This window comes from Mycolicibacterium vulneris, from assembly GCF_002104765.1.
Lineage (GTDB): Bacteria > Actinomycetota > Actinomycetes > Mycobacteriales > Mycobacteriaceae > Mycobacterium > Mycobacterium vulneris.
On sequence record NZ_NCXM01000007.1, the window covers coordinates 58,363 to 82,789 of the forward strand.

A 24,427-nucleotide genomic window follows, 5' to 3' on the forward strand; every position below is an offset into this window, starting at 1 on the left:
GCGTGCGGGCGCGGCCATCGCGGCGATGCTCGACGCGACGACGAGCCGATTAACCCGGGGTCACGCACAAAACCGTTGCGAGGTACTCAATCTGGCGGGAAATCAGGCGTATTGCACCCTCGATGCGTGCTGACGGTTCGGCGTTGGCCGCGGTGCCCGGAGGCTCCCAGGATGTCGGAGGCCAGAAAACATCTGTGTCGGCACGCGACCCGACCCAAATTTTCACGCCTGCCAAGCGTCGCGAAAACCGAATTGAGGGCGCATGTCCACTAGTACCTTGAAGATTCGTTTGGAGCATCAGTCCATTCGACGACGAGAACGGCACCTTTCGTCTTGGTGAACGATGAAGAGCTACACGGCCTTTGGCCGGCCTTCGCCGATGTTGCAGTTGCGTGGGGGGTGGCCAATGGGGAAGCCGACCCCGCTGCATGCCTGGATTACATCGAGCAGGGTTGGCCGGACATTCCGCCGAAGTGCCTGCGCGACAGCTGGCGACGGGGCAGGGTTGTGATCTAGTAACCACTCGGGGCATGGGGGTGTGGGTGGAGTCGATGGGGCGTGAGGACCTGGCGCTGCCGCTGACACGCGGACAACGAGACATCTGGCTCTCGCAGGAATCCGGCTATGCCGGTACGCAGTGGCAGCTCGGCCTGTTGATAAAGATCGAGGGCGCCATACGCCGTGATGTCCTGGAGCGGGCGATCCGCCAAGCGGTGACGGAGGCCGAACCGGCCAGGGCTTCATTCTTTGAGATTGATGGCCAGGTGGTCCAAAGGCCGATCGACTGCCCGCATCTCGAGGTCGGGTTTCATGACCTGACCGGCTCACCCGATCCGGTGGAGGAAGTCCGACGGAGGGCTTCCTCCGTGCAGCGCACGCCGATGGCGTTGAACGGCCAGTTATTCAACTTCGTCCTGTTCCGAACGCAGGCCGAGGAATTCTATTTATTCGCCTGCTGCCACCACATCGCCATAGACGGATTGGGCATGGCGCTGGTGAGCCGTCGGGTGGCAGCCATCTATTCGGCGATGGTCGCTGGATCTCCGGTTACTGACGCCTATTTCGGGTCGGTGCAGGATCTGGTTGATCTCGAGTCGGGGTACGAAGCGTCCACCGATTATCTGGAAGACGAAGCGTACTGGCACAAGAACCTTCCGCCGGACGGCGGACAGGAGTACGTGCCGCCGCAAACCAACTTCGACCGGGATCCGTGTGCGCCGTCGGCGTCAGTTCAGTTGGATCCGTCCGCCATCGGCAGCATGCAACAGCTGTCGAAAAGGCTGCGTATCCGCCGCTATTCGGTCACCACAGCGGCATGCGCGCTCTTGGTGCATGCATGGTCGGGAGGCGGCTCGGAGGTGGCGCTCGATTTCCCGGTCAGCCGGCGAGTGCGCCCCGAGTCGAAGACGCTGCCGGGGATGCTCGCCGGGGTTGTGCCGCTGGTCCTGCAGACACCACCGGAGACGACGGTCGCCGATTTTTGTCAGCACGTTGACACACAGATACGGGAATTGCTGAAGCATCAGCGGTTTCCGGTGCATCAGCTCGACGGTGAAGGCGGCGTTCGCGGCCTGAGACAGGCAGCGAATCGGGTAGGTGTCAATTTCATCCCGGCCCGGTTGACCCTGGAGCTTGGTGGCGTTCCGGCAACGGCGACATACACCGCCAACGGCCCCGTCGGGCACTTCGCGCTCTTCCTCCTTGGGGTCGGTGACCAGCTGTTTCTCAGCACGGCGGGCGCCGGACAGCCGTTTGCGAGCTTTGACGTCTCCTACCTGGCGGCACGTCTGGAGCAGGTGCTGGTCAAAATGGCCGCCGATCCGAAGCGGCCGATCTCGTCGATCGAAATCCTCGATGAGGAGGAGAACGCCCGGCTGGACGGGTGGTCGCATCGCGCGGCGTTAACCCAGCCGGAAACCGCGCCGGTGTCGATTCCGGTGGTGTTCGCCGAGCATGCCGAGCGCGCTCCCGACGCGGTAGCGGTGACCTTCGACGGCCGCTCCCTGACGTATCGGGGACTCGATGAGGCCGCGAACCGGCTGGCGCATTTTCTGGTCGGTCATGGGGTTGGCCCGGGACAGTGTGTGGCGCTGTTTTTCCCCCGGTGTGCGGACGCGATCGTGGCGATGCTGGCGGTGCTCAAGACCGGGGCGGCGTATGTGCCGATCGACCCGGCGCACGCGTCGTCGCGGACCAAGTTCATGCTTGCCGACGCCGCACCGGCCGCTGTGATCACCACGGCCGAACTGCGCTCGCGGCTGGACGGCTCCGCTCTGATGGTCGTCGATGCCCACGATCCCGCCATCGAGGCCCAACCCGGCACCGCCCTTCCAATGCCGGCCCCCGAAAACGTCGCTTACATCATCTACACCTCGGGCACCACCGGGACACCCAAAGGCGTAGCCATCGCGCACCACAACGTCACCTGGCTGATCGAGGCGCTCGACGAGCGCCTGCCGCCCGGGGGGGTGTGGGCGCAGTGCCACTCCTCCGCCTTCGACTTGTCGGTGTGGGATATCTGGGGGGCGCTGCTGCGGGGCAGGCGACTGTTGGTGGTGCCCGAGTCGGTGGTGGGCTTCCCGGAAGATTTCCACGCGTTGCTTCTCGCGGAACAGGTCAGCGTGCTGACTCAAACGCCGTCGGCCGTGGCGATGCTGTCACCGGAGGGGTTGGAGAAGACGGCGTTGGTGGTGGGCGGTGAGGTCTGCCCGCCCAACTTGGTAGATCGGTGGGCGGCACCCGGGCGGGTGATGATCAATGCCTACGGTCCGACCGAGGCGACGGTGTGTGCGTCGCTGAGTACGCCCCTGACGCCGGGGCCAGGGCTGGTGCCGATCGGGTCGCCGATACCCGGGGCGGCGATGTTTGTGCTGGACAACTGGTTACAGCGGGTGCCTCCCGGTGTGGTCGGCGAACTGTATCTGGCCGGCCGCGGCGTGGGCCTCGGATATGTGCGTCGCGCGGGTTTGACCGCGTCGCGGTTCGTGGCGTGCCCGTTCGGGGCCGCCGGGACACGCATGTATCGCACCGGCGACCTGGTGTCCTGGGGTGCGGATGGGCAGCTGCGACACCTGGGCCGCGCCGATGAGCAGGTCAAGATCCGCGGGTACCGCATCGAACTCGGGGAGATCCAGTCGGCTCTCGCCGCGCTGGACGGCGTGGCGCAGGCGGCGGTCATCGTCCGCGAGGACCGCCCCGGCGACAAGCGGCTGGTGGGTTACATCACAGGCACCGCCGACCCGACCGAGATCCGCACCGCATTGGCCGATCGGATGCCGGCCTACATGGTCCCCGCCGCGGTGGTGGTGCTGCCGGCAATCCCACTGACGGCCAGCGGAAAGCTCCACAAGCGCGCCTTGCCCGCACCGGAGTACACCGCCGGTGAGTACCGGGCCCCGGCCGACGCGGTCGAAGAAATCCTGGCCGACATCTACGCCCAAGTCCTCGGGATGGAGCGAGTCGGAGTCGACGACTCGTTCCTTGACCTCGGCGGCGACAGCATCTTGTCGATGCAAGTCGTGGCCCGCGCCCGGGCGGCCGGCGTGATGTTCCGTCCGCGTGATCTTTTCGTCCAACAAACGGTGGCGCGACTCGCGCGGGTCGCGACGGTGGCCGATGGTGAGGCCGGCGTCGTCGACGAGGGCATCGGCCCGGTGGTGGCCACCCCGATCATGCGTTGGTTGCACAGCCTCGAGGGCCCGATCGACGAGTTCAACCAGACCTTGGTGGTGGCCGCCCCGGCGGGGGTGACTGAGGCCGACGTTGCGGTCGTCCTGCAGGCGTTGCTCGATCGGCATGCCGCGTTGCGGCTGCGCATCGATGATGACGGCGCCGACGGCTGGTCGCTGGAGGCACCCGAAGCTGGGTCGGTGGACGCGGGCGGATGCCTGCATAGCGTCGATGTGTTGTCGGATGAGGCGCTGGTGCAGGCCCGGACGCAGTTGAACCCGGCGGAGGGACTGATGCTCAGCGCGGTGTGGGCGACTTCCACCGGCCAGCTGGCACTGATCATTCATCACCTGGCCGTGGACGGGGTGTCGTGGCGAATCCTATTGGAGGACCTCAACATCGCCTGGGCACAGCACCACGCCGGCCAGCCCGTGGCATTGCCCGCCGGCGGGACGTCGTTTGCGCGGTGGTCGGCGCTGCTTGCTGCGCATGCGCGCCGCGCCGAGGTAGTGGCGCAGGCCGAGACGTGGGGAAAGGTGGCGGCAATACCGGCCGCGCTGCCGACGGTGCAACCCGGGGTGGATACTTTTCAGACCGCCGGGCAGACGTCGGCGTCGCTGGATGTCGAGACAACCCGCCTGCTGCTGGGTGAGGTGCCGGCCGCGTTCCACGCCGGGGTCGGCGACATATTGCTGATCGCCTTCGGGCTGGCGTTCGCGGAGTTTCTCGGTCTGGGCGTGGGTGCGCCGATCGGCATCGCCGTCGAGGGCCACGGTCGCCACGAGGAGCTCGCTCCCTATGTGGACCTGTCGCGCACGGTGGGCTGGTTCACCACCAAATATCCGGTCGCGTTGACGGTCGGTGCCCTGTCGTGGGCGGAGGTGGTCGCCGGTGAGGCCGCACTGGGCGCTCTGATCAAGGACGCTAAGGAGCAGCTGCGCGCCCTGCCCGATCCGCTGACCTATGGTCTGTTGCGCTACCTGAACCCCGAGGTCGATCTCGGTGGGCCTGACCCGACGATCGGGTTCAACTACCTGGGCCGTCTGGGTGCGGGAGCCGACCTGCCCGGCGACTTGTGGCGGATCAACGACGAGAGTCTGTCGTTTGCGGGCGTGGCTGCGGCGGTGCCCCTTCAGTTGGCGCACACGGTGGAGCTCAATGCCGGCACCATCGACACCGAGGCCGGGCCGCACCTGCAGGCGAACTGGACATGGGCGCCCTCGGCGCTGAATGACGAGCAGGTCAGCCGGCTGAGCCAATTGTGGTTTGAGGCTCTGGCCGGCATCTGCGCGCACGTGAAAGCCGGTGGGGGTGGGCTCACTCCGTCCGATATCGCCCCCGCCCGCCTCAGCCAGCAGCAGATCGACGAACTCTGCTCGCAGGGCGACGTCTTGGACGTGCTGCCGCTCACCCCGGTGCAGCAGGGTCTGCTGTTCCACACCAGCTTCGCTCCGGGTCTGGACGACCTGTACACCGTGCAGCTCGTTATCACGGTCAACGGCGCCCTCGATGCGCACCGCCTGCGCGAGGCCGTGCAGACGGTCGTCAACCGGCATCCCAACCTGGTGGCCCGGTTCTGCCAAGACTTCGATGAGCCGGTGCAGGTCATCCCCGCCAACCCGGTGCTCGCGTGGCAGGACGTTGAATTGGACCCAGCGGACGGCGACCCAGATCAGCAGGTCCAGCGACTGTGTGCCGCGGAGCGCGCCGCGGTCTGCGACCTGGTTGACAAGCAGCCGACGTTCCGGGTGGCGTTGATCCGCACCGCAGCAGACCGGTACCGCTTCGTGCTCACCATTCACCACATCGTGGCCGATGGCTGGTCGCTGCCAATCCTGATGCAGGAGATGTTCGGCAGTTACCACGGCGAGCGGCTGCCCGCGGCTCCGTCGTACCGCAGCTTTGTCACCTGGCTGCACGGGCAGGATCACATTGTGGCGCAAGGGGTTTGGCGCGGCGTAATGGCGGGTTTCGAGTCCCCGACATTGGTGGGCACTCCTGGCCAGATAGCGCGGCGAGACGTCGCATCCTTCCGGGTGTCCGACGACACCACAGCGGCCCTCACCGAGCTGGCCCGCTCATGCCACACCACCGTGAGCACCGTCCTGCAGGGCGCATGGGCGCAGCTGCTGATGTGGTTGACCGGTCAGCATGATGTGGCGTTCGGCACCGCGGTCTCGGGTAGGCCGAGCGAGCTGATCGGCTCGGAATCCATTGTGGGCCTGATGATCAATACCGTGCCGGTGCGGGCCACCACCACCGCCGGGACCACAGTCGTCGATCTGCTGGAGCAGCTGCAGCGCATCCATAACGACACGCTCGAACACGAGCATCTGGCTCTGCCCGAGATCCACCGCGTCACCGGTCACGATCAGCTGTTCGACACGCTCTTCCTGTACGAGAACTATCCGGTCGACCCCGCCGCCCTGTTGGGCGCGAATGACCTGACAGTTACCGAGTTTGACGTCCGCGAGTTCAACCACTACCCGCTTTCGGTGGTAGCGACGCCCGGCCACGAACTGAGCCTTCGCGTCGAATTCGACACAGCCGCTTTTAACCGTGCGGCCATTGCCACGCTGATCGACCGGTTACAGCGGGTGCTGGTGGCAATGATCGCCGATCCCGCGCGGCGGTTGTCGTCTCTCGATCTGCTCGACGCTGCCGAGCATGAGCGACTCGATGCGTGGGGGAACCGGGCGGTGTTGGCCCAACGGCCAAGCGGACAGGCATCGATTCCGGAGTTGTTCGCCGCACAGGTGGCTCGCGCCGCGGAGGCGGTCGCAATCACCTGCGGCGAGCGCTCGTGGACCTACCGCGACGTTGAGGAATCGGCAAACCGGTTGGCGCACATGCTTACTGGGCGGGGCGCGGGTCCCGGTCAGCGGGTGGCGGTGGTGATCCCGCGGTCGGCCGAAGCGGTGATGGCGATCTTGGCGGTGCTCAAGACCGGGGCGGCGTACGTGCCGATCGATCCGACGGTACCCGCGGCGCGGATGGAGTTCGTGTTGGGCGATTGCGCGCCTATCGCGGTGGTCACCACCGCGGACGTGCGGTCACGGCTGGAGCGGTCTGGCTTGCCCCTCATCGACATCGACGACCCCGCGCTGACGACTCAGCCCGAGACCGCGCTGCCTGCGGTGGCGACCGAGAACATCGCTTACGTCATTTATACATCGGGTACCACCGGAACGCCCAAAGGCGTTGCAGTGTCTCATCACAACGTCACCTGGTTGCTGGATTCGTTGGACGCCCAGTTGACGTTGGGCCAGGTGTGGACGCAGTGTCATTCGTTGGCGTTTGACTTCTCGGTGTGGGAAATCTTTGGCGCACTGTTGTATGGCGGGCGGTTGGTGGTGGTGCCCGATTCGGTGGTGCGTTCGCCAGAGGAGTTGCACGCCTTGCTGGTTCGTGAACAGGTCAGTGTGTTGAGCCAGACGCCGTCAGCGTTTTATGCGCTACAGGCCGCCGATGGGCTCTCCCCGGAACTGGGACAGCAGCTGAAGTTGCAGTCGGTGGTGTTCGGTGGCGAGGCGCTCGAACCCAACCGTCTGGCGACCTGGCTGAACCACCACCCGGGACTGCCGCGTCTGATCAATATGTATGGCATCACCGAGACGACGGTGCACGCCTCGTTCCGCGAGATCGTCGACGGCGACCTCGACAGCAATGCCAGCCCCATCGGGGTGCCGTTGGCCCACCTTGCCTTCTACGTGCTCGACGGGTGGCTGCGTCAGGTGCCCACCGGGCTGGTCGGCGAGCTGTATGTGGCCGGTGGCGGGCTGGCCGCCGGGTATGTGGGCAGGCCCGGGTTGAGCTCGACGCGGTTTGTGGCGTGCCCGTTCGGACAACCGGGTTCACGCATGTATCGCACCGGGGATTTGGTGTCGTGGGGCGCCGATGGTCAGCTGCGTTACGTCGGGCGTGCTGATGAGCAGGTCAAGATCCGCGGGTATCGCATCGAGCTCGGTGAGATCCAGGCGGCCCTCACCGGGCTGGACGGTGTCGATCATGCGGCGGTGATCGCGCGCGAGGACCGTCCCGGCGACAAGCGGCTGGTGGGCTACATCACCGGGACCGCCGACCCGGCTGAGATCCGCACCCAATTGGGTGACCGGTTGCCGACCTACATGGTGCCGGTCGCGGTCGTCGTGCTCGAGGCGCTGCCATTGACGGTCAACGGCAAACTCGACGTCCGCGCCCTGCCGGCACCCGAATACCGGGATGTGGACCATTACCGCGCTCCATCCAGCGCGGTCGAGGAAATCCTGGCCGGCATCTATGCCCAGGTATTGGGTGTGCAGCGGATCGGTGTCGATGACTCGTTCTTCGATCTGGGCGGGGACAGCATCCTGTCGATGCAAGTCGTGGCCCGTGCCCGCGCTGCCGGCGTAATGTGCCGTCCGCGTGACGTTTTCGTCGAACAGACGGTGGCGCGCCTCGCGCAGGTCGCCACGGTGGTCGTCGATGGCGAGGGCGGCCTGGTCGACGAAGGCACCGGGTCAGTGGTGGCCACCCCGATCATGCGCTGGCTGCACAGCGTCGAGGGTGCGGTCGAGCAGTTCAACCAGACGATGGTGTTGCAAGCTCCCGCAGGTGTCGCGCAGGCCGACGCGGTGGTGGTCCTGCAGTCGTTGCTGGACCGGCACGCCACGTTGCGGCTGCGCGTCGACGATGACGGCGCCGGCGGCTGGTTGTTGTGGGCGTCCGAAGTGGGGACAGTAGATGCCGCCGGCTGCGTGGATACCGTCGACACGCTGTCGGCAGAAGCGTTGGTGGCGGCCCGGTCACGGCTCAACCCGGGCGTCGGGGCAATGCTGCGCGCGGTGTGGGCCGAGTCGACGAGCCAGTTGGCGTTGATCATTCACCACCTGTCCATCGATGGCGTGTCGTGGCGAATCCTGTTGGAAGACATCAATATCGCGTGGGCCCAGCATCGCAGTGGCCAGCCGGTGGCGCTGCCGGCGCCCGGGACGTCGTTTGCCCGGTGGTCGTCGCTGTTGGCCGAGTACGCGCAGAGCGCAGACGTGATGGCCCAGGCCGAGGCGTGGCGTCAGGTGGCGGCAATCCCGGCCGCGTTACCGCCGGTACAGCCGGAGGACACCTACGTCAGCGCGGGCCAACTGTCGGTATCGCTGGATGTCGAGACGACCCGCCAGCTGCTTGGTGAGGCCCCGGCGGCATTTCGTGCCGGGGTTCAAGACATATTGCTGATCGCGTTCGGCCTGGCATGGACGCAACTCTTGAGCACCAGCACCCCTATCGGCATCGACGTGGAGGGCCACGGCCGCCAGGAGGAGCTGGCCCCGCACGTCGACTTGTCGCGCACGGTGGGCTGGTTCACCACCAAGTACCCGGTGGCCCTCAAATTCGGGGGGCCGGTCGGCGGCCTGTCCTGGGAACAGGTGACGGCGGGTGAGGATGCACTGGGCGCTCTGATCAAGGACGCCAAGGAGCAGCTGCGCGCCCTGCCCGACGGTCTGACCTACGGGCTGCTGCGCTACCTCGCCTCTGACTTTGATCTGGGTGGGTCCGACCCCGTGATCGGCTTCAACTACCTAGGCCGTCTGGGTGGTGCGGCCGAGCTCGGCAGTGAGTTGTGGCGGCTCAGCGAGAACAGTTTCTCGCTGGGCGGCGCCGCGGGTGCAGTGCAGATGCCGCTGGCGCATACCGTGGAGCTCAATGCCGGCACCATGGACACCGAGGCCGGCCCCCAGCTGCAGGCCAACTGGACCTGGGCGCGCTCGGCGCTGCATGACAAGCAGGTCAGCCGGCTCAGCGAGCTGTGGTTCGACGCGCTGACCGGCATCTGCGCGCACGTGCGCCGCGGCGGGGGCGGCTTGACCCCGTCCGACATCGCACCGGCCCGTGTCACTCAGCAGGACCTCGACAAGCTGGCGCGGCAGTACCGTATCGCCGATGTGTTGCCCCTCACCCCGCTGCAGCAGGGCCTGCTGTACTACACCGGCAGCGGGCAGGGCAGTGCCGACTTGTATGCGGTGCAGCTCGACATCACCGTGAGTGGTGCCCTTGACCCGCAGCGCTTGCGCGAGGCGGTGCACGCCGTCGTCGCCCGCCACCCGAACGTGGTGGCCGGTTTCTGCGAAGACTTCGGTGAACCGGTGCAGGTCATGCCGGCCGATCCGGCGCCGGCGTGGCAGTACGTCGAGCTGAGCTCGGCAGATGCTGATGTCGAGGAACAGGTACAGCAGCTGTGCACCGCCGAACGCGTCGCGGTCTGCGACCTTGCCGGCCAGCCGCCCTTCCGGGCTGCCCTGATCCGCACCGCAGACGATCTGTATCGGTTCGTGCTCACCAACCACCACATCGTGCTCGACGGTTGGTCGAAGCCGATCCTGCTGCAGGAAATCTTCGCCAGCTATTACGGCGTGCAGTTGCCCGCCGCCCCGTCCTATCGCAGCTTTGTCACGTGGCTGTCCGAACAAGATCGTGGCGCTGCTCGGACAGCATGGCGTGAGGTCCTCGACGGGTTCGACACTCCCAGCCTGGTGGGACCCGTTGGGCGCCCAGCGCTCGGTCTGCGCGGTACGGAGTCGTTCCAGGTGTCCGCGGAGACCACGCAGGCGTTGGGCGAGCTGGCGCGCTCGTACCGCACCACGGTCAGCACCGTCTTGCAGGCCGCGTGGGCGCTGCTGCTGACATGGCTGACCGGCCAGCACGATGTGGTGTTCGGCACAGCGGTGTCGGGGCGGCCACCCGACTTGGCGGGCGCGGAATCGATGGTCGGTCTGTTGATCAACACGGTCCCGGTGCGGGCGACCATCGGCGCGGAGACGACCACCGCCATCCTGCTTGACCAGCTGCAAAGCGCCTACGCCAAGACTCTTGACCACCAGCACCTGGCCCTGAACGAGATCCACCGGGTGACGGGGCACGACCAGTTATTCGACACATTGTTCGTATACGAGAACTACCCGATGGCCACCGCCGCGTTATCGGCCGTCGACGAGTTGAACATAAAAGGCTTCACCAGTCGCGAATACAATCACTACCCGCTTTCGGTACAAGCCGTGCCAGGCCACGAACTGGTTCTACGCGTCGAATTCGACACTGAAGTGTTCACTGCAGCCAGAATCGAAAAGCTGGTCGAACGGTTCCGGCGCGTGCTGGTAGCCATGACCGCAGATCTGGACGAGCAATCATGACCGTCCGCGCGGGACGGCCGATGGCGCCGCCGTGGCCACACGCCAGCGCCCGCGTCCCCCACGCCGCATCCCTGACAACTGAGCCTGTCGCCCCAGTACCGTCTCCGTTATCCCGACGCCCGTGGAGACCGCATGACATCGGACAACAGCGGAGCCCGCCGGTTCCCCACCGGCGTCGCCAGCCTGGCCGGACGGCTGCTGCGGTCCCGCCGCCTCATGCGCGCCCCGATATGGATCTACAAAGCCCGCGCGGGCGCGTTGTTCGGTTCGCGCATCCTGTTGCTCGAGCACGTCGGCCGCAAGTCGGGACTGCCGCGTTACGCGGCGCTGGAGGTCGTCGACCACTCCCCGCCCGGCACCTACGTCGTCGCCTCGGGTTTCGGTCGAAAAGCCCAGTGGTTCCGCAACATTGAAGCCAACCCGCGGGTGCGGGTGTACGCCGGCAGCCACGCGCCCAGAACCGCCGTCGCGCGGGTGCTGACCACACCGGAGGCCGATCGCACCCTGGCCGCCTACCGAACACGTCACCCCAAGGCGTGGGAACGCATGCGCCCGGTGCTGGAGCAGACGCTCGGCGTCCCGATCACCGACACCGATACCCCGCTGCCGCTGGTCGAGTTGCGCCTCGATTAGTTCTGGTCCGGCCCCTTGATCGTCATCGCGGCGACCAGCGCCAAAAACAGCGCGGCCGGAAGGCCGTTGACGACCTTGTCGCGCACCCGAACGTGCGCGCCGACCGCCAGCACGAAGTACAACGTCAGCATCGCCGTCGTCAGCCGCGCCAGCGCAGGAAAGCGGTGGACCGACAGCAGACCGACCGCGGCGGCCGCCTTCACCGCCGGCAGCACGGGCCGGATGTTCTCCGGGACGCCCACGTCATCAAGGACCTTCTTGATCGGGGCCACCTGGACACCGCACGCCACCGCGTCGACGGCGTGGAACACGCCGAGCGCCACGTAGGTCTTCGGGGAAGTCAACACACTCATGCACTAATCCTAGGGAGTCAGCTCCCCCGCCGCGCCGTCCGCGGGCTGGCGCGCTATCGCCTCCGCCTTGGCCACCGCCTGGGCGATGGCGGGGTCGGTTTCGGTGGAGAACCAGTCGGCGACATCGGCGTCGTCGTCAGCCTGGTGCCTCGGCGCCTGGTCAGCCGGGTCGACGGGTGACGGCTGGAAGCGGAACACCCCGTCCTGGCCCGGGGTTCCCAACAGCTTGGTGAACCCCTGCAACGCCGCGTTGAAGTCGCTGGGCACCACCCACACCTTGTTGGCGTCGCCGCGCGCCATCTCCGGCAGCGTCTGCAAATACTGGTAGGCCAGCATCTCGGGGGTGGGCCGGCCGGCCTTGATCGCGGCGAACGTCTTCTCGATCGCCTTGGCCTGCCCCTGCGCCTGCAGGTAGGCCGCGGCGCGTTCCCCCTGCGCGCGCAGCATCCGGGACTGCCGCTCGGCCTCGGCGGCCAGGATCGCGGCCTGCTTGGCGCCCTCGGCGGCCAGAATCTGCGCCTGCTTCTGGCCCTCGGCCTCCTTGATCGCCGCCTCGCGCATACCTTCGGCGGTCAGGATCATCGCCCGCTTCTCACGGTCGGCCTTCATCTGCTTTTCCATCGACGCCTGGATCGACGGCGGCGGGTCGATGCTGCGCAATTCGACGCGGGCGACCCGCAATCCCCAGCGGCCGGTCGCCTCGTCGAGCACGCCGCGCAGCTGCCCGTTGATCTGGTCGCGCGACGTCAGCGTCTGCTCGAGCGTCATGCCGCCGACGACGTTGCGCAGCGTCGTGGTGGTGAGCTGCTCCACGCCGACGATGTAGTTGCTGATCTCGTAGACGGCCGCCTGGGGCACGGTGACCTGGAAGTAGACAACCGTGTCGATGTTGAGGGTCAGGTTGTCCTCGGTGATCACCGGCTGCGGCGGGAACGACACCACCCGCTCGCGCAGATCAACCCGGGCGCGAACCCGATCGATGAACGGCACCAACAGCGTCAGTTGCCCACTGACCGTGCGGCTGTATCGCCCCAGCCGTTCGATCACCGCCGCCTCTGCCTGAGGTATCAGTGCCACCGACTTGGCCACCACCACGATGGCGAAGATCACCAAGACGGCCAGCAGCACCAAACCAGCAACCGCACCTTGCATCGGACTTCCTCTCTCTCAGTCCTTGGCAGCTTTGTCTCGCCGCCGCTACAGACTGCTCTTGAACACCACCGCGGTGGCCCCGTCGATCTGCATGACGGTGACCGGCTCACCGGGTTCGTAGACCTCGCCGTCGTTGAGCGGGCGCGCCGTCCACACCTGGCCGTCGAGTTTCACCTGGCCCTCGTCGCGTGCGACCCGCTCGAGCACCAGCGCGGTCTTGCCCTGCAGCGCCTCGATTCCCAAGCGCGGCATCCCGGCCGGCGTCAGCCGTCGCTTCAGCGGCGGACGAACCAGCACCAGCAGCAGCACCGAGACGACCAGAAACACCGCGCCGTTCGCCCACACCGGCCAGCCGGTCAGCCAACTGGTTAGCGAGGCGGCCAGTGCGCCCCCACCGAGCATCACCAAAAACAAATGGCCGGTAAGTGCCTCCGCACCGGCCAGCACCAGCGCGAATATTAGCCAAAGCACCGCGGCGGCCATGCGGCAAGAATACGCGTGATCCGCCTTTGCCGGGCAAAACAACTACACTGCGTTCTCGTGTGGTGTCCCAGTGTTTCGCTGTCCCTGTGGGCCAATGCCTGGCTCGCCGGAAAGGCCGCGCCCGACGATGTCCTGGACGCGTTATCCGTTTGGGCGCCAAAGCAATCGGTGACCGCGTATGATGCCGTCGCCGCGGGCCATACCGGGCTGCCCTGGCCCGACGTGCACGACGCCGGGACGGTCACGTTGCTGCAGACATTGCGTGCCGCGATCGGCCGGCCGACCTCGACGCCGGATGCGATCAGCCTGATGCGCGGGACGATCAACGTGGTTTTGCCGGTGCCCGGCGATGTGCGCGGGCTAACCCCCGGAACGCAATTCGAGCGCGACGCCCTGGCCGCCGGCGAGGCGGTCATCATCGCCAATCCCCGCAACCCCGCCGCCGCCGTCGGTCTGGTGCCCGAATTCTCCTACGAGGACGACGAGGACGCGCCCGACGACTACGAGACGCGGCTGGCGGAGTTGTGCGCGCTGACCTGGACGGTGTACTCGCTGCCCGCCGCGCCGGTGCTGGACCACCACGAGCTCGGCGACGCCGAGTACACGCTGCGCTCGGCCGTGCGCTCGGCCGCCGACGCGCTGGGCGCGATCGGGCTGGGTGCCGCGGCCTCCGACGTGGACGACCCGCGCGGGCTGGTCGAGCAGCTACTGGAATCCGCACGGCAACACCGCATTCCCGACCACGCGCCGACGCGTGCGCTGCGGGTGCTGGAGAACGCCGCGCACGTCGACGCCATCATCGCGGTCAGCGCGGGGCTGAGCCGATCCGACTCTCCGGACCGTTTCACCGCGCCCGTCGCCGCCGGCCCGGAACCGCTGGGAACGCAGTCATCGTCGGAGGCGCGCATCGCCAGCGATGCGCTGCGACCGCTGACCGCCGTGGTGCGTACGGCGCGGATGGCGGCCGTGACCGCGATCCTGCATTCCGCCTGGGGCGATTGATCCTGATGGCACCGACCCGCTTCGCCCGGCTCCGCCGCGCTCGCGATCGCCGCTAGTCCCGAGGGCCGGTGCCGGCCGCGCAGTGCGGCGGGCGGCACGGTGCGCCATTGGCGCTGGCCAGGCAGCCCGGCACCGGGTCCGGCCCGGCCACCCTCTCGGGCGGCCGGTCGTAGCGCAGTTCGTCGATCAGGTCGGCGGCCAGTTGCGCGAAACGCGGGTGGGCGTTGGGCGTCGAGGCCCGCACCATCGTCACGCCCGCCGCCTCCGCCTGGGCCGCCAGCTCGTTATCGAGGTCCCACACCACCTCGATGTGGTCGGCCACGAACCCGATCGGGCAGACGATGACGGCCTCGGTGCCGGCCTGCGCCAAGGCAGCGAGGTGGTCGGCGACGTCGGGCTCCAGCCACGGAACCTGGGGCGGCCCCGACCGGGACTGCCACGCCAGGTCGTACTCGGGGTATCCGGCGGCGGCCGCCACAAGGCTTGCGGCATAGGCGACTTGGCGGCTGTACAGCTGCGGGCCCAGCCGGTCGTCGGCGGCCACCGGGATGGAATGCGCGGTGAACACCAGACGCGCGCCGGCCTGTTGTTCGGCGGTCAGCGCGCCCGACGCCGCACCGATGGTGTCGGCGAAGATCTGCACGAACAGCGGGTGGTCGAAATAGGGCCGCAGCTTGACCAATTCGGGCGCATCCGGCCCGGCCGCCTCGCGCGCCCGCGCGATGTCCTCGACGTATTGCGTGCAGCTGGAATAGCCGCTCCATGCCGATGTGGTGAATACCGCGGCCCGCCGAATTCCGTTGTCCCGCATCGTCGCGACGGTGTCTTCGACGTAGGGTTCCCAGTTGCGGTTGCCGAAGTAGACCGGCAGGTCCAGGCCGCGGCCTTCGAGCTCGGCGCGCAGCTGCTGGATCAGCGCCAGGTTGATCCGGTTGATCGGCGACACCCCGCCGAAATGCATATAGTGCTCGGCGACGTTGTCGAGACGTTCCGGGGGCACGTTGCGGCCCCGGGTGACGTTCTCCAAAAACGGCCGAACCTGCTCGGGACCTTCCGGCCCACCGAAGGACAGCAGCAGGACGGCGTCGAATTCCATTAGGCTTTAAAGCAATTCCGCTTTTACAATAATTGGGTGCTTGCGCCGCCGTCGGCGTAGATGATGGTCCCCGTCGTCGCCGGCAGCCAGTCCGAGAGCAACGCGCACACCGTCTTGGCGACCGGCGTCGGGTCCTTCATGTTCCAGCCGAGGGGGGCGCGCTGGTCCCACCCCTCTTCGAGGAGCTGCATCTGCGCACCGGCCTCGTCGCCGAGCGCGCCGCCGACGATGGCGCTCATGGCCAGCGTCCGGATGGGGCCCGCGGCAACAAGATTGGAGCGCACACCGGACTTGCCCGCCTCGCGCGCCACGAATCGGTTGACCGATTCGAGCGCGCTCTTGGCCACCGTCATCCAGTTGTAGGCCGGCATCGCCCGGCTAGGGTCGAAGTCCATGCCCACGATGGAGCCGCCGGGATTCATGATCGGCAGCACCGCCTTGGCCAGCGAGGCATACGAATACGCCGAGATGTGAATGCCTTTGGAGACGTCCTCGTACGGCGCGTCGAAGAACGGGTTGATGCCCATCCCCGTCTGCGGCATGAAACCGATCGAGTGCACCACACCGTCGAGCTTGTTGCCCTCGCCGATCTCGGCCGACACCCGCTCGGCGAGCGAGTTCAGGTGTTCCTCGTTTTGCACGTCGAGTTCGATCAGCGGCGCCTTCTCCGGCAGCCGGTCGGCGATGCGCTGAATCAGGCGCAACCGGTCAAACCCGGTGAGCACCAACTGCGCACCCGCCTCCTGGGCCGCCTTGGCGATGTGAAAAGCAATCGACGAATCGGTGATGATCCCGGAGACCAGAATCCGTTTGCCGTCGAGCAGTCCTGCCATGTCCGTCCTTAAATCTGATCGAAATCCGTTGTGGGGGTTGAAGTTAGTGGCCCATGCCCATGCCGCCGTCGACCGGGATGACCGCGCCGGCGATGTAACTCGCGTCCTCGGATGCCAGGAAGCTGACCACCCCGGCGACCTCCGCGGCGGTGCCGACCCGCTTCGCCGGAATGAATTCCAGCGCCCCTGCCTGAATCCGCTCGTCGAGCGCACGCGTCATCTCGGTGTCGATGTAGCCGGGGGCCACCACGTTCGCGGTCACCCCGGCCTTGGACAGCTCCCGGGAGATCGAACGGGCCATGCCGATGAGACCGGCCTTGGAGGCCGCGTAGTTGGACTGGTTACCGATGCCCCAACTGCCGGAGACCGAGCCCACGAAGATCATCCGCCCGAACCGCTTCTTCTGCATGCTGCGCGACGCACGCTGGGCAACCCGGAACGCGCCGGTGAGGTTGGCGTTGATGACCTTCTCGAACCTCTCCTCGGTCATCCGGATGAGGAACGCGTCCGCGGAGACGCCGGCGTTGGACACCAGCACCTCGACCGAGCCCTGGTGCTCCTCGACCTCTTTGAAGGCGCGGTCGACGGCGTCGTTGTCGGTCACGTCGCACTCGACACCGAACAGTCCCTCGGGCGCCCCGGATCCGCGGTGCGTGATGGCCACCTTGTGACCGTCGGCGGCCAGCCGCTGTGCGATCGCCAGCCCGATCCCCCGGTTTCCGCCGGTGACCAGGACTGAACGGGATACGAATGCCGGTTTGACGCCGTTGGCGGCGAGTTCGGTGGCTGCTTCAGTCACCCGGCCAACTTATCGCCTCGGCCTGCCAGGGCTGCAATCGGCTCAGCGCGGACGCAACGCGAGAACCCGGGGTGGCTCCCCTAGGATCTGAGCCTCATGGCCGCAGCCCCGACCCGTCTCTTCCGGATCGACGCCCGAGCCGCGGCGCTCTTCGCGGTTTGCTGCGGCGGCTTGCTCATCCTGCTGCTGGTGCGCAACCACGGGCTCTTCGGCCACCCTGTCTACGAGGCCGGAGATCCGGCGGCCAACTCGATTCTCACCATGCAAGCCAAGCATTTCGCCCTGCTGACCGGGCACTACTCCAGGGTCGGTTTCCACCATCCCGGTCCGGCTTTCTTCTACGTGCAGGCCGCCGGCGAATGGTTGCTGCACGACGTGACCCGCGTCGTTCCGGCGGCCTACAACGGTCAGGCGATCGCGATCATGGCACTCAACGCGACGCTGATCGCACTCGCGTTGACCATCCTCTATTCGTGGGTGCGCTCGGCACCGGCAGTGCTCACGGCGGCCGGCATCACCCTCATCTTCCTCGCCGAGCACCCCCAGCTGGTCTGCTCCACCTGGATGCCGCACGCCTGCTTCGCGCCCTTCTTCCTCTACCTCGTCGCGGTCGCGTCGGTGGCGGCCGGACGGCTGCGCCACCTGTGGATCATGGTGCTCGCCGGCGGCCTGCTGGTGCACGGGCACGCGGAATTCCTGGCCGTGGTTCCCCTGCTTGCGCTGGTGGCGCTCGTCCCCCGGCGGCGCCAGTTGCTCACGCACCGCCGCGACGTGCTGGTCGCCTCAGCGGTGTTGGCGTTGTTCCTGCTTCCGATGGTGCTCAACGTGACCCTGCACTGGCCGGGCGAGATTCCGCAGTACCTGGCCTACGGCCACCGGGCCCCGAATCCGCCGGTCGCGGCCGCGCGATTTCTCGTGCAGTTCTGGGGCCCGAGTCCCGCCCTCGGCGCGGTGTTCCTGGTGGCGTTGTTCGCGGCGGATCTGGCGCTGGTCCGCAAGCTGTCACACCCCGGCATCGACGAGGCGGTGTGTGACTTCTCCCGCCGGCTGTTTCGGGTCACCGCATTGGCCACCGCGCTGTTCGCCTTCTACTGCTGGTACGGCGTGGACCATCTCTGGCAGTCGTACATCGGCGTCTTTTCTTACGCGTTGCCGCTGGTTTTGCTCATCCTTGGCTCGTCGGCGCTGGTGGTGTTGGCAATGTCGCGGCAAGTGCTGGTCGCCCGCCGCCTGACGGCCGGCGTCGCGGCTGTCAGCCTGGCGGTCGGGGTGGTGCTCGCGCTCACCACGGACTCCCTGCGCCGAGACCGCGACGAGCTGGCGGGCGTGCCGGTCGCACTCGACTACCTGGTCGCGCACGCCCACGGTAAGCCGCTCGTGCTGCAGACACGCACCGACGAATCCTGGGCCGACGCGCTCGCGCTCCTCGACGCCGCCACCCGGGAAGGACAGCGCGCCTGCCTGGCGCAGGAACGCTGGCGGCTCCAGGCCACCCCGGAGTTCATGTGCACGCCGCAGGAACTGGCCGGCGGGGCGCGCTTCACGCTCAGTCGCGTCGACCCGGTGGCGCCGGGCGTCCCCGTGGTGCCGAATCTCAATCCGATCCCCGCGTCTTACCCGCCCTCGGCGATCATTGCCGCCGGCTGACGGTCACCTCGGCCGAACGCTAGGTCGGTAGGCGCCGGTTGATCAGCAACGCCGCCAGTGCGGCGAGCGCCAGCACCACCGCACCCAGCCGCACCCAGCCCACGCTGGCGTCGCCCTTGATGGTCTCGTAGCCGATCTGCTGCTGCAGCGTCGCGTACACGGATTTCAGTTCCTGCAATGACGCTGCGTTGTAAGCGTTTCCACCCGAGAGCTGGGCGACCTTCTTCAGCGTCTCGTCGTCGACGGGCACCGGCTGGCGCTGGTCGTTGATCTCGACGAAGCCGTACGGGGTGCCGAAGGAGATGGTCGAGATCGGCACGCCCTGGTCCTTGGCGGTGCGCGCGGCGGTGAAGGCACCCTTCGGGTTGTCCGGGTTGGTCGGCATCGTCTCCTTGCCGTCGGAGAACAGCACGACGCGCGCCGGCGGCGGTTTGTCGCCGCCGCCGATCACCGCTCCCACCGTCGCGATGGCCTGCAGGGCGGTGAAGATGCCCTCCCCGGTCGCGGTGCGATCGGCGTACTGCAGCTTGTCCAGCGCGGTCTTGGTCGATTCGCGGTTGGTCGTCGGCGACACCAACACCGTCGCGGTCCCGGCGTAGGCGATCAGCCCGAGGTTGATGCCCGGGGTCAGCTCGTCGGCGAACTGCTTGGCGGCTTCCTGGGCGGCCGCCATCCGGGTGGGCTGCACGTCGGTAGCGCGCATGGATTGCGAGACGTCGATGACCAGCATCACCACCGCGCGGTTGCGGGGAATCCGGACGTCGTTCGTCGGGCCAGCCATCGCGATGGTGAACAGCACCAGCGACGCGATGAGCAGAATCGCCGGCACATGCCGCCACTTGGGTGGCCGTTTGGGGGCGACGCTTTCCAGCAGCTCCATGTTGGCGAACCGCAGCATGCGCCGCTGTCGCGCCAGCTGCATCAGGATGTAGAGCGCGGCCAGTCCGACAACGACAAGCAGGAACAGAAAGAACCACGAATGTTCAAAGCCCGACAATGACATTGGGCCGAGTAGCGGCAATGTCACTGCCGCCCTGCCAATGCACCGCGCCGGCGGGATTCGACAAAGCGCACGATGTCGGCGATCCAGTCACGGTCGGTGCGCAGCGTCAGGATCGGGGCCCCGCAGCTGCGGATGGTGCGCGCCACGTCGGCACGGTGCGCCGCGGCGGCCTTGGCGAAATCGTCGCGCAGCTGAGCGTCGATGGTGAACTCGCGGGTGACGCCGGACTCGGCGTCCTGCAGCACCACGTCGCCGATGTCGGGCAGCTCGACGTCACGGGGGTCCAGCACCTCGACGGCCAGCACCTCGTGCCGGGCGGCGACGGCCCGCAGTGGCCGCATCCAGTTGATCGGCCCCAGGAAGTCGCTGATGATCACCGCCATGCCGCGGCGGCGTTCCGGACGGCGCAACGCGTCGATCGCCGTCGCCAGATCGCCGCGCACCCCGACCGGGGCCCGGGGCGTGGTGGCGATGGTGCGCAGCAGCGTCTGCTCGTGCTGGCGCCCGGAGCGGGCGGGCACCCGGGTGATGTTGGCGCCGGTGGAGACGATCGCGCCGAGCCGGTTGCCGCCCCCGCTGTTGAGGAAGGTGATCGCGGCCGCGGCCGCGACGGCCAGGTCCCGCTTTTCGCACACGGTGGTACCGAAGTCCAGGCTGGCCGACATGTCGACCACCAGCCAGGTTTCCAGCTCGCGGTCGGCGATCATCTGCCGCACGTGCGGGTGCATCGTGCGCGCGGTGACGGCCCAGTCCATCCGGCGGACGTCGTCGCCTGGCTGGTACTCGCGCGACTCCCCCGGCTCCGAGCCCGGCCCCGGGATCAGGCCGAGGTGATCGCCGTGCAGCACACCGTCGAGCTTGCGTTTGACGGTGAGTTCGAGCGTGCGCAGCGCCGCCGCCAGCTTGGGGTCAACGATCTGACCCCGCTGCATCGATGGCGGATGGACCACCGGCCGCTTGGGGTCGGTCACCGACCGCTGGCCGCGCCGGCGGGTTGCATCACCGGGGGCACCGAATGACCTTGCTGCGGCACGGCATTCACCTGAGGCAGGGCAACCGTCTGCAGCACCCGGTTGATGACGATCTCCGGTGAGATCTCGTCGGCCAGCGCGTCGTAGGTGAGCACCAGCCGGTGGCGCAGCACGTCGGGGATGACGTCCACCACGTCCTGCGGGATCACGTAGTCACGACCGCGGACCAGCGCCAGCGACCGGGACGCCGCGATGATGCCCAGCGAGGCACGCGGGGACGCCCCGAACGAGATCCACGTCTTGACGTCGTTCATGCCGAGCTGTTCGGGGTGCCGCGTGGCGGTGACCACGCGCACCACGTAGTCGACCAGCGCGTGGTGGACGAAAACGTTGGCCGCGATGTCCTGCAGCCGCAGCAGGTCGCCGGTGTTCAGGATCTGCTTGGGCTCCGGCGGGCGCACGCCCATCCGGTAGATGATCTCCCGCTCCTCCTCCGGCGACGGGTAGCCGACGTTGATCTTGAACAGGAAGCGGTCGCGCTGCGCTTCGGGTAGCGGGTACACACCCTCGTGCTCGATCGGGTTCTGCGTCGCCATCACCAGGAACGGGTTGGGCAGCGGGAAGGTCTTGCCGCCGATCGACACGTGGCGCTCCTGCATGACCTCCAGCAGCGCCGACTGCACCTTCGCCGGGGCACGGTTGATCTCGTCGGCGAGCAGGAAGTTGACCACGACCGGGCCGAGCTCGGTGTCGAACTCTTCCTTGCCCTGCCGGTAGATGCGGGTACCGATGATGTCGGTGGGCACCAGGTCGGGCGTGAACTGGATGCGCGCGAACGTCCCGCCGACCACCTTGGCGAACGTCTCGACGGCCAGCGTCTTGGCCACACCGGGCACACCCTCGAGCAGCACGTGCCCCTTGGACAACAGGCCGACCAGCATCCGCTCCACCAGTTGGTCCTGGCCGACGATGATGCGTTTGACCTCGAAGATGGCCCGTTCCAGGGTCTGCACCTCGGCGGCCAGTCCGTTGCCACCGCCCGTCGGTGCTTCGTGAGCCGGGCCGGTTTGCCCGCCCGGGCCCGAGTAACCGCTGGCGCCTAGCGGCGGCCCACCTGCTGCTGTCATGAACTGCTACCTTCCACCGCTCAACCGACAAAGCTCATTCGGACACGACTGCTGGCACGACCGACGTCGTGGCGACGTGTCCGCGTCCAACTATTCCAGGCCCGCCGAATTCCGTCGACGCTGGTGCACCGGCCCGGGGGTGGCCCGCCCAACCGCAGGTGGGGTCAGTACTCGATGATCCTGGTCAGGAACGGGGTCATCCCGGGCTTACGAACGGGACTGACCGTAACCTTGGCGGCGCTGCCCGACGCCTCGAGCATCTGGCCGTTGCCCAGGTACATGGTGACGTGCTGGCTGCCGCCCGGGCCGTAGAAGATCAGGTCGCCGCGCCGGGCCTGATCCGGCGGGATGTGGCGCCCGGCGTTGTACTGGTCACCGGAGAACCGCGGGATCAGCACGCCGACGCCGGCGAACCCGTACCGCATCAGGCCCGAGCAGTCGAAGCCGGTGATGTTGGCGCCGTCGCCGACGCCCTTGCTCGGACCGTCCAGCGAGCCACCGCCCCACGAATACGGCACGCCCATCTGCGAGCCCATCCGGCGGATCACGTACTCGATGGCCTGCCTGCCGTTCGCCCGCGGAATCTTGGCGCCGGGATTGCTGGGAGTGGCCGCCGCGGCGGGAGGATCGCCACCGAGATTGATCCCGAGGCCGCTCAAGAACTGCTTGCCCAGATCCATCGTGGTCTGGGTGGCCTGAGCAGTGGCCTGCAGCGAGGCGTTGGCGACCGCGAGCGGGTCGCCGGGCGCACCGGCGCTGATCTGGGCCGGCAGGGTGGGGTCCCACTGGCCCGGGTCGGCACCGGCGAGAGGGGCCGGCGCCGCAGAAAACATCAGCCCGGACACCACCGCGGTGATCCAGGCGAAGTTGATGAGACGAAACCGATTGCGGGGCATGGCTCCTCGTTCAGTACTCACGCGATCACCACTCGATGTATCGGATCACGTAGGGCGTCATGCCGCTGGTGCGCACCGGGGCGACGCGGACCTTCAACCCGATGTCGGGGGCCTCGAGCATCTGGCCGTCGCCGAGGTAGATCGTGACGTGCTGGCTGCCGCCCGGCCCGTAGAAGATGACGTCGCCGCGGCGCATCTGTGAGGACGGGATCTTGCGGCCCAGGTTGTACTGCGAGCCCGAGTAATGCGGCAGCTTGATGCCCACCCCGGCGAACGAGTACAGCACCAGACCCGAACAGTCGAAGCCGGTGATGCCGGCCCCGGAGTCGATGCCTTTGCTCGGGCCGGCCGCGTTGCCGCCGCCCCAGGAGTAGGGCACGCCGATCTGCGACATGCCGCGCCGGATCACGTATTCGGTGGCCTGCCGGCCGTACACCCGGGGGATGCGCCCGCCGACGCCACCGGGCGCCGCGTTGGTGATGCCGGTGTCGTCGGGCTTGAGGATGCCCATCTGCTGCAGGAAGTTACGGCCCAGACCGGCGGTGACCTGAGTCGAGGTGGCCGAGATGCCGAGCACCTGGTTGATCACCGCGATCGGGTCGCCGGGAACGTTGGCGCTCGGGATCATCGGCAACGTCGGGTCCCAGGCGCCATCCCACTGACGGCCCCCGGACGACGGCGCCGGCGCGCCCGATCCGGTCTCCCACCGGTCACCCGACGCGGGCGCTCCGGGCCCGCCCGCACCGGCGGCCCAAAGACGTGCGGCCTCGCGCTTGGCCGCTTCGAGCTTGACCTGAGCCTGATCCCGTTCGGCGGCAAGGCGAATGATGTCTTCGCGTTGCTGGTCGAACTTCTGCTTGGAGTTGGTCAGCGCCGCCACCGCCGCGTCCTGACTGGACTTGGCGTCGGCGGCGGCCTTATCGGCATTCTGCTTGGCCAGCCGCGCCGCCGATTCCTTGTTCACCTGCTCGGTGCGGGCCTGCTGCAGCTTGGCCATCACGGTCTGCGAGCTCGTCGTCAGGTTCTTGGCGGCCGCTTCGGTCGCGATGATGTCGTCGGGACTGCTCGCCGTCAGGTAGCTGTTCGACGGACCGTTCATATAGGTGGCCGCGGCGAACGTGTCGAAGCGGCGCTGCGCCCCGGCGATGGCGATGTTGGCGTCTTTGACCGCCTGCTGGCTGGTCTCCACATCGTGCTGGGCGGTGGCCGCGTTGTCCCGCGCGGTCTCCACGTCGACCAGAGCCTTGTTGACGCTTTCCTGCTCGGTCTGGATTTCGGCGCTCAGGTTCTGCAGCCGCTGGTTGGCCTTGGCGACGTCGGCGATGAGTGCGGCCAGGTTGTCGGCGGTGGGGTCGGCCTCCGCGAGGCCCGGCGTCGCGATCAGCAGCGCCAGGCTCAAAACGAATGGGACGACGGGCCGCACCAGCCTTGCGGCCGGTCGCGCAGAAGACCCCCAGCGTGTGCGTCTCATTCGACTCAGGTCTCCTACGGCTCAACACGACGGGTGGCGCCAGCCACAGGTTCCCCGAAAGGCGCCAAAGACAACACCAGCATCATTTGCACCGTACGTCACACCGGTGGGCGTGCAAACGCTCCACCG

Annotated in this window: 15 protein-coding genes and 1 pseudogene; 5 read left to right on the forward strand and 11 right to left on the reverse strand. The window is 67.5% G+C overall.

The window, feature by feature from the left end:
* The first annotated feature begins 296 nt into the window (after positions 1-296).
* From B8W69_RS08490 to B8W69_RS08500, 3 genes and pseudogenes are all read left to right on the forward strand, one after another.
* Positions 297-516 (forward strand): annotated as a pseudogene (locus tag B8W69_RS08490) (MbtH family protein).
* A 35-nt stretch (positions 517-551) separates the two neighbouring features.
* Positions 552-10,832 (forward strand): non-ribosomal peptide synthetase, encoded by a 10,281-nt coding sequence (locus B8W69_RS08495; protein ID WP_085289519.1) that lies wholly within the window; start codon positions 552-554, stop codon positions 10,830-10,832.
* Positions 10,833-11,048: 216 nt separating this feature from the next.
* On the forward strand, positions 11,049-11,465 hold the full coding sequence (locus tag B8W69_RS08500; protein WP_110881874.1) for a nitroreductase family deazaflavin-dependent oxidoreductase: 417 nt from the start codon (positions 11,049-11,051) through the stop codon (positions 11,463-11,465).
* Here B8W69_RS08500 and B8W69_RS08505 read toward each other — a convergent pair.
* Genes B8W69_RS08505 through B8W69_RS08515 form a run of 3 tightly spaced genes read right to left on the reverse strand, consistent with a single transcriptional unit; the run spans position 11,462 to position 13,453 of the window.
* Positions 11,462-11,818 carry a DoxX family protein gene (locus B8W69_RS08505; RefSeq protein ID WP_085289397.1) on the reverse strand — a complete coding sequence of 119 codons (357 nt, stop codon included), beginning with the start codon at positions 11,816-11,818 and terminating at the stop codon, positions 11,462-11,464. The genes B8W69_RS08500 and B8W69_RS08505 overlap by 4 nt on opposite strands.
* A gap of 9 nt (positions 11,819-11,827) precedes the next feature.
* Positions 11,828-12,970, reverse strand: a complete 1,143-nt coding sequence (locus B8W69_RS08510) for an SPFH domain-containing protein (protein WP_085289398.1) — start codon at positions 12,968-12,970, stop codon at positions 11,828-11,830.
* A gap of 45 nt (positions 12,971-13,015) precedes the next feature.
* Positions 13,016-13,453 carry an NfeD family protein gene (locus tag B8W69_RS08515; RefSeq protein WP_085289399.1) on the reverse strand — a complete coding sequence of 146 codons (438 nt, stop codon included), beginning with the start codon at positions 13,451-13,453 and terminating at the stop codon, positions 13,016-13,018.
* Between the two features lie 57 nt (positions 13,454-13,510).
* Between B8W69_RS08515 and B8W69_RS08520 the strand changes: the two genes are divergently transcribed.
* On the forward strand, positions 13,511-14,455 hold the full coding sequence (locus tag B8W69_RS08520; RefSeq protein ID WP_085289400.1) for an Rv1486c family protein: 945 nt from the start codon (positions 13,511-13,513) through the stop codon (positions 14,453-14,455).
* Between the two features lie 52 nt (positions 14,456-14,507).
* On the opposite strand, the gene B8W69_RS08525 is transcribed toward B8W69_RS08520, so the two are convergent.
* Genes B8W69_RS08525 through fabG1 form a run of 3 tightly spaced genes read right to left on the reverse strand, consistent with a single transcriptional unit; the run spans position 14,508 to position 17,183 of the window.
* A complete protein-coding gene (locus B8W69_RS08525) occupies positions 14,508-15,551 on the reverse strand; it encodes a ferrochelatase (protein ID WP_085289401.1) in 1,044 nt (347 codons plus the stop codon).
* A 23-nt stretch (positions 15,552-15,574) separates the two neighbouring features.
* Complete coding sequence (inhA, locus tag B8W69_RS08530; RefSeq protein ID WP_085289402.1) at positions 15,575-16,384, reverse strand: NADH-dependent enoyl-ACP reductase InhA; 810 nt, start codon at positions 16,382-16,384, stop codon at positions 15,575-15,577.
* Positions 16,385-16,427: 43 nt separating this feature from the next.
* Positions 16,428-17,183 carry a 3-oxoacyl-ACP reductase FabG1 gene (gene fabG1 / locus B8W69_RS08535; protein WP_085289403.1) on the reverse strand — a complete coding sequence of 252 codons (756 nt, stop codon included), beginning with the start codon at positions 17,181-17,183 and terminating at the stop codon, positions 16,428-16,430.
* Between the two features lie 96 nt (positions 17,184-17,279).
* Here fabG1 and B8W69_RS08540 point away from each other — a divergent pair, with 96 nt between their 5' ends.
* Positions 17,280-18,830, forward strand: coding sequence for a hypothetical protein (locus B8W69_RS08540; protein WP_085289404.1), 1,551 nt, complete (start codon positions 17,280-17,282; stop codon positions 18,828-18,830).
* Between the two features lie 19 nt (positions 18,831-18,849).
* Here the strand turns inward: B8W69_RS08540 and B8W69_RS08545 are convergent, their stop codons facing one another.
* The 5 genes from B8W69_RS08545 to ripA form a co-directional block, all read right to left on the reverse strand.
* Positions 18,850-19,857 carry a VWA domain-containing protein gene (locus tag B8W69_RS08545; protein WP_085289405.1) on the reverse strand — a complete coding sequence of 336 codons (1,008 nt, stop codon included), beginning with the start codon at positions 19,855-19,857 and terminating at the stop codon, positions 18,850-18,852.
* A complete protein-coding gene (locus tag B8W69_RS08550; RefSeq protein WP_085289406.1) occupies positions 19,854-20,804 on the reverse strand; it encodes a DUF58 domain-containing protein in 951 nt (316 codons plus the stop codon). The genes B8W69_RS08545 and B8W69_RS08550 overlap by 4 nt, the downstream gene beginning before the upstream one ends.
* On the reverse strand, positions 20,801-21,931 hold the full coding sequence (moxR1, locus tag B8W69_RS08555; RefSeq protein ID WP_085289407.1) for a chaperone MoxR1: 1,131 nt from the start codon (positions 21,929-21,931) through the stop codon (positions 20,801-20,803). The genes B8W69_RS08550 and moxR1 overlap by 4 nt, the downstream gene beginning before the upstream one ends.
* A gap of 164 nt (positions 21,932-22,095) precedes the next feature.
* Entirely contained in the window at positions 22,096-22,827 is a 732-nt protein-coding gene (gene ripB / locus B8W69_RS08560; protein WP_085289408.1) for an NlpC/P60 family peptidoglycan endopeptidase RipB, read from the reverse strand.
* A gap of 25 nt (positions 22,828-22,852) precedes the next feature.
* Positions 22,853-24,298, reverse strand: coding sequence for an NlpC/P60 family peptidoglycan endopeptidase RipA (ripA, locus tag B8W69_RS08565; protein ID WP_085289409.1), 1,446 nt, complete (start codon positions 24,296-24,298; stop codon positions 22,853-22,855).
* Between the last annotated feature and the right edge of the window lie 129 nt (positions 24,299-24,427).